The 6,856-nt window shown below is 73.1% G+C and carries 3 protein-coding genes and 1 pseudogene; 1 reads left to right on the forward strand and 3 read right to left on the reverse strand.

The features are described from left to right. The first annotated feature begins 215 nt into the window (after positions 1 to 215). Positions 216 to 2,873: a helix-turn-helix transcriptional regulator gene (locus tag G567_RS0125830; protein ID WP_147201339.1), complete on the forward strand. Its 2,658-nt coding sequence runs from the start codon at positions 216 to 218 to the stop codon at positions 2,871 to 2,873. Between the two features lie 11 nt (positions 2,874 to 2,884). On the opposite strand, the gene G567_RS0125835 is transcribed toward G567_RS0125830, so the two are convergent. From G567_RS0125835 to G567_RS31625, 3 genes and pseudogenes are all read right to left on the reverse strand, one after another. Next, positions 2,885 to 4,393, reverse strand: a complete 1,509-nt coding sequence (locus tag G567_RS0125835) for a dynamin family protein (protein ID WP_051233574.1) — start codon at positions 4,391 to 4,393, stop codon at positions 2,885 to 2,887. A gap of 34 nt (positions 4,394 to 4,427) precedes the next feature. Next, the gene (locus G567_RS31620) at positions 4,428 to 6,257 is read right to left on the reverse strand and encodes a dynamin family protein (RefSeq protein WP_037058263.1); all 1,830 of its coding nucleotides are present in this window, start codon (positions 6,255 to 6,257) and stop codon (positions 4,428 to 4,430) included. Positions 6,258 to 6,430: 173 nt separating this feature from the next. Next, a pseudogene (locus G567_RS31625) lies at positions 6,431 to 6,856 on the reverse strand (hypothetical protein); the annotation flags it as partial.

Here is a 6,856-nt window from a genome sequence, read left to right on the forward strand (position 1 = left end):
GATCGGGTGAGGCCGAGCAGAGACGTGGCGACAGACTGTGCGCGGAACCGGGAACGGTGTCGCGCCGGGCGCGCCGCGTGGGGTCGGGTGCCCGCGCACGCCCAGGTGCGGAGGCGCCCATTGGCGAGAGGGGTGCAGTGAGCGTGGCGGCCCGAACCTCGGCCGGTCCGGATCAGGACCGAACCGAACCGGACGGGGTTCTGGCGGGGGCGCCCGTGGCCCGCCGGCTGTACCGGGAGGTGGTCGCGGACCCGCAGGTCCCGCGGCGGGTCGACGTGGTCGCGCCCGCCGGGCACGGCAAGTCCGTCCTGCTCGAGACGCTGGCCGCCGTGTACCGCGCCGCGGGCTGCGAGGTGCTCCGATCGTTACCGGCCGGGGACGCGCCCGTCGACCCCGCCGCCGTTCTCGTCGTGGACGATGTGCACCTTCTGCCCGCCGCCGAGGTGCGCAGGCTGTGTGCGCTGTCGAGCGACCCGGAGCGCCGCCTCGTCGTCGCGCACCGGCCGTGGCCGCTGGAGCCGGAGCTGGCCGCCGCGCTCGCCGTCGTCGCGTCCCCGCTGGTGCTCGGTGCGCTCGACCGCACCGGCGTCGCCGCCCGCGCCGCCCGGTTGCTGCGCGAGCGGCCGTCGGCGCCGCTGGTCGACCGCGTTCTGCAGCAGACCGGCGGCCTGCCCGCGCTGGTCGACCGGCTGCTCGCGGCGTTACTGGAGCAGGTCGGCCCGGCCGACCGGGCCCGCCTCGGCCAGCCCGGTGGACTCCCGGACGAACCGCCCGCCGCTCTTCTCCAGCAGCTGGGCTATGCCGCATACGGGCTGGAGCGGCGGGTCCGCGAGCTGCTCGTCGCGCTCGCCCTGGGAGCTCCGCGCGACGCCGAGGTGCTCGTTCCGCTGCTCGGGCTTGCCGACGCCGCCGGCGGCGGCATCGACGAGGTGGAAGAACTCGTCGAGGAGGCCAGGGCCGGGGGGTATCTCACCGCGGAGGGGAAGCTCCCCCCGCTCCTCGCCACCTCGATCGTCCGCCGTACCCCGGCCGCACGGCGTCTCGAGCTGCGCCGCACCCTCGCCGAGATCGAGCTCGATCGGGGCGGCAGCGTGCTCGCGGTGGCCAGGGGCATGCTCGACACCGAGGCGAGCGGGGCCCGCGCCGCGGAGGTGTTCGTCGCCGGGGCCGGGGAGGCCGTTCGGACCGGGTCGGTCCTCGCCGGCAAGCTGTACGAGGCGGCGGTGCGTGCCGGGGCGCCCGCATTGCCGCTGGCCGCGCGCCGGGCGGAGGCGGCCATGCTGGCCGGCGACCTCGATCTCGCGCTGGCGCAGGCCGACCACGTACTCTCCGCCGTCGACGAGGTGGACACCGAGGACGCGGTCCGCGCCGGGACCGTCGCCGCCGCCGTGCTCGCCCACCGCGGGCTGCTCGGCCGCAGCGCGGAGCTGTACCGGTGGATGGGCGCCGCGGCCGAGCCGCCGGGGCAACCGGCGCTGCTCGCCATCCCCGCACTGATCGGCACCGGGGCACTCGACGAGGCGCGCGCGTTGCTGACCAGGCCGCCCGCCCCGGCGGGCCCCGGTGATCTCGCATCCGCCCCGGGCCGCCTTCCGCCGGTTCCGGGACGGCTCGGCCGCCCGCCGACCTTGCTCGCGTCGGCCGAGGAGCTGATGGGCAAGGGCGTCTACGACTCCGTGGCGGGCTCGCCCACCGCCGCGCTCTCCCAGCTGGCCCGCGCGGCCGCGTTGCTCGAGGCGTCCAACCGGGCGGCGCTGCTGCCCGACACTCCGGCGGCGCTCGCCGCGCTGGTCGCCGTGCACTGCGGCGAGCTCGACGTCGCGCAGTCGGTGCTCGAGCGCGCGGTACAGGTGCGGCTGGGCGGGAAGGCCGCCGCCGCGCGGCACCGGCTGCTGCTCGGGTGGATCGCGCTGTTTCGCGGATCGACGACGGCGGCACGTTCCCTGCTGGCCGCGGCCTCCCCGGCGGGCACCCGGCTGGAACCGCGCGACGAGCTGCTCGCCGCCGCGCTCGAGGTGGCACTCACCCGTCGGGCAGGCGATCTCGCCTCGCTGATGCCCGCCTGGGGTCGGGCGCGGGCGGCAATCGTCCAGCATCCGGTGGACCTGTTCGTGCTGCAGCCGCTCGGCGAGCTCGCGATCGCCGCCACCCGGCTGCGCGAGACGAGCTGGGTTCGTCCGCACCTCGACGAGGCGGCGGCGCTGCTGGCCCGGCTCGGGGATCCGGCACTCTGGTCGGCGCCGCTGCGCTGGTCGGAGCTGCACGCGGCGATCCTGGCCGAGAACCGGGAGGCCGCGCAGCGGCACGCGATGGCGCTGGAGGCGGCGGCCGGGGGCAGCCGGTACGCCGCGGCGATGGCCACGGCCGCGCCGCACTGGGTGCGTCTGATGGACTCCGACGTCGACCCGGAGGCGGTCGAGGCCGCCGCCCGCGGCCTGCATGCCGTCGGGCTGTCCTGGGAGGGCGGCAAGCTCGCGGGGCAGGCGGCGATCCGCACCCGCGACCGCAAGGCGATGAGCGCGTTGCTCGGTTGCGCCCGCGCCCTGCAGAGCAGCGGGCCCGCGGCGGCCCCGGCCCCGCAGGCCGATACCCCCACCGGCTCCCCCGACGAGCAGGCGAAAACCCGTCCCGCCCCCGCCCCCGAGCCCGAGGCCGCCGAGGAGGGTTCGGACGGCCAGCTGAGCGACCGGGAGCGGGAGGTCGCGGCGCTGGTCCTGGAGGGGCTGACCTACAAGCAGATCGGCGAGCAGCTGTTCATCTCGGCCAAGACCGTCGAGCACCATGTGGCGCGGATGCGCCAGCGGCTCGGATCGAACAGCCGTGGCGAGCTCTTCGCGCATCTGCGCCAGATCGTCGGTCACCCGGAGAGCTGACCGCCGGTCCGTCAGTAGCGAGGGCCGCCCAGCCCGGCGAGCACGCCCTCGCAGCTGCGGACGACCACCCGGGCCGCGTCCGCCGTCGCCCGGCTCGACAGCGGGCTCTCCGCCCGGCGTTTCCAGCGCACCACCGCCTCGAGCGCTGCGGCGCGCAGCTGCTCGAAGCCGGCCCCCGGGTCGAGTCCGAGCCGGGCGGCGGCCGAGCCACCGTCGCCGCCGAGCAGCCGCTCGGCGTCCTCCATGGCCTCGGGGGGCAGCTTCACCGCTCCGGCCCGCAACGCCGAGAGCATGCGCAGCTCGACGAACTCGTGCGCGCCGGCGAGGATCCGCTCGACCTCCGCCGTCAACGGGGCCGCCGTGGGTCGCGGTTCGCGTTGCAGCACCAGTTCGATGGCGAGCAGCGCGGACCGGGCCTTGAGCAGGTCGCGGCGCTCGGTGAACTGGTTGGCCAGCACCGTCCGCAGCTCGTCGAGCCCGCTGCGGCGCACCAGCTCCTCCGCGATCCGGGACGGGTCGGTGATCCCCTGACGGATGAGCGTCGTGCCCAACCGGACCCCGAACAACCCGAACCGCTCGATGAGCCGCGCCCGGGTGTCGGCGTCCGGGGTGATCAGGTCGTGCCGGACGAAGCGGTCAACAGACAGCAGCATCGAGTCGATATCGGGGCGCGGCAGTTCCGCGAGCGAGACGAGCGCACCGAACTCGTCCTGACGCATCGTGCGTCCGGTCTGCGCGAGCAGCCCCGCCACCGCGACCACGGTCTGGCAGAGCCCGCGCAACTTCTCGTCGGAGCGGTAGCGGCGGGCGATGCGCCGGGCCGAGGTGAGCGCGTCGAGCCTGCCGACGCCGATCTCGTCGGCCCGCGACAGCACGGCGATGGTGTTGACGGGGGTCGCCCGGGCGACGCCCTGGTCGAAGAACGACTCCAGGAACCGCACGTCGCTCACGTGCATGTGGCGCATCAGATAGATGACCGCGTCGGCCTGCGTTGGCGAGTCCTGCGGCGTGAGGAAGGCGTGCGCCCGCATCGCGGTATCGGCCGAGAGCGACGCGATTCCCGGGGTGTCGATGAGCGTCGTCGAGCGCAGGTTCTGCGACGGCCAGTCGACGACGAGCCGGTCGACCTCCTCGATCGGGGTGTTCTGCAGGTCGAACGACAGCGCGCCGTTCTCGCGGTGGATCGTGAGCTGGCGCGGCGGCGCGCCGCGCGGATACATCAGCACCCGCGGCACCCTCGCGTCCTGGTACCAGGTGACGACCCGGGTGCACTCGCCCGCGTCGGTGGGCGCGATCTCCTCGCCCACCAGCGCGTTGAGCAGCGTGGACTTGCCGGCTTTGACCTTGCCGGCGATCGCCACCCGCAGCGGCTCGTCGAACCGGTCGAGATGGTGACGCAACCAGCCGACGGCCTCCGGGCTGTCCTGGTAGGTGTCGATGGTGCGGCGCAGCAGCACCCGGACGGTCGAGCCCAGGCTCGGTATGGCGGTGCCGGGTGGGTTTGACGCAGAGGGTGTCATGCCGTTGCCTCCGCGACGGGGAGCGTATCGGTGGTCATGATGCTGTGGTGGTCGGTGCGCTCTGGCTCGCCAGCTTCCTGGCCCGCTCGCCCAGCGCGTCGATGCGGGCGAGCTCCGCCTTGAGGTCGCGGATGCGCCGCTCACGTCCGGAGGTCTCGGTCTTCACCGCGCTCTGCGCGGCCGCGACTGATCCGGACAGCGAGGTGCTGACCTCCTCGGCCAGCACGGTGAAGTGATCGCGCAGGTCACGCTGGATCCGGCGCATCATGTCGCGCGAGTCCTTGGACACCTGGAAGGTGACCTCGTCGATGTGCCTGCGCACGGCGTTCTTCGCCTCCGCCTGCCTGCGCTGCATCAGCCTGCGCTTCTCGTCGCGCACGGTCTTGCCGCCGAACAGCAGACCGGCGCCGATCGAGAGCGGGTTGAGCAGGGCCATCCCGGCGAAGCTCGTGGCCAGCCCGATCATCAGCAGGCCGCCGTAGCCGCCGCGCATACCGGTGAACAGCTTCTGCCCGATGCCGAACTTCTCGTCCTCGGGCTGTTCGAGGGTGCCCACCTTCCCGCCCATCTCGCCCGTGTCGCCGAACCGTAGCTCCGGCAGCGCGATCTCGGCGCCCTCCGCGAAATGCTCGGCCACCTGCTCGGCCAGCCAGCGGGCGCGCTCAGCGGTCCAGACGAAGTTGGCCGACGCCGCCGAGGTCACCTGCTGATGCAGCCATTCGGCGAACTGGTCCCAGATATCGGCGGGGTCGGCGGCGGAGAGGAGCTCCTCGGCCTCGCGGGTGATCGTGCGCAGCCGGTCGCGCAGGTCGTAGTCGATATCGGAGATGAGGTCGGCGACCCCGTCGTTGAGGGTGGTCTGCCAGCGCGCCGTGCGCTGGCGCAGCGCGTCGGCGCGCGACTTGGCCTTGGTCAGCTCGGCGACGAGGGCCTCGGCGCGTTCCGGGTCCTCCTGCGCCGAGAGCTCGGCCTTCATGCTCGTGGCGAGCTGCTCGGCGACGTCGAGGACGTCCTGGGCGGTGGAGCGGCGGTCCAGGTCGTCGGCCCGCGCCACCACCTTGCGCAGCAGGAACGAGATCAGATCCTTGAACCCGGACTCCTCCATCAGCGCGGTGTCCTGGGTCTGCGCGGCGTGCAGCCGCAGCGTCGAGGACACCGGGAGGACGTCGGCGCGGATCCCGGCCTTCTCCAGATGGCCCTTGTCGATCTCGAGGATGCGCCGCCAATGCGGGTAGAGATCGGTCTTCGTGACCACGCACGCGACGTTGGGGCACAGCTTCATCGCCGCGGACAGGAACTCCAGCTCCGGGGCGGTGTACTCCTGGGCGGCGTCGGAGACGAGCACGACGGCGTCCGCGCTGGGCAGCACGGACATGGTCGCGGCGCCGTGCGCCGACCCGAGCCCGCCGACGCCGGGGGTGTCGACCAGGACGAGGCCGCCGGCCAGCAGCTTGCGCGGCAGTCCGACCTCGGCGTAGCTGAGCCCCGCGCGGTTGGCCGGGTTACCCGCCTCGGAGACGTACTGGGCCAGCTGGCCGATCGGCACGTCCGTGCGTTCCGGCGGCCGGTCGTCGTCGGTGGCCGATTCGCGCACCAGCGTCACCGATGTCGTCTCCGCGTGCCGGACCACGGTCGGCACGGCCGTGGAGATGTCGTCGTCGACGGGGCAGACCGGGGCGTTGACCAGCGCGTTGACCAGCTGGCTCTTGCCCTTCTTGAACTCGCCGACGATGAGTACCCGGACGTTGGGGTCGGCGAGCCGCTTGCGGGTCAGCTGCAGCCGGGCGCCGAGGTCGGGGCGTTGGTAGGCGCTCGTCGCCTTCAGCGCGAGATCGACCAGATCGACAGCTGCCGGAACCGCCACTGCCTTACCGCCCTCCTCGCTGCCGGCCGCCGACGTTCGGCGGCCCCGCCCAGATTGCACCTGTCGTGCCTACACGACGAAACCGGCTCCACCACCTCCGGGGTTCGGAAGAGTGGTGGAGCCGGTCACCTCGTCACGGAAGAGTATCCCCAGACCGATCAGGCCGCAGCGACTCAGGCGCTGAGGTGCGCGTCCAGGTTGAACGAGTCGTTGACGCTCGCGTCGACGGCGGTATTGCCCGAGTCATTGACCGAGTTGTCGCTGTGGTCGTTCAGCGAGTCGTTGGTGCTCGCGTCGACGGCGGTGTTGCCCGAGTCGTTGACCGAGTTGTCGCTGTGGTCGTTCAGCGAGTCGTTGACCGAGTTGTCGCTGAAGTCGTTGCCCGAGTCGTTGACCGAGTTGTCGGAGTTGTCGATCCGGGCCGCGCTGCCGGAGGCGAAGGCCGAGCCGTCGCCCACCGTGACATCCCCGCCCACGTTGGTGCTGGTGGCGTCGCCCTCGCCGAAGGCGGTGGTGTTGCCGTTGCCCTTCACGACCTGGTTGTCGTTGCCGAGGATGTTGTCGTCGCCGGTGACGATCGTGGAGTCCTCGATGTCCCC

Origin of the sequence: Pseudonocardia asaccharolytica DSM 44247 = NBRC 16224, from assembly GCF_000423625.1 — a bacterium.
In the GTDB taxonomy this organism is placed as follows: domain Bacteria; phylum Actinomycetota; class Actinomycetes; order Mycobacteriales; family Pseudonocardiaceae; genus Pseudonocardia; species Pseudonocardia asaccharolytica.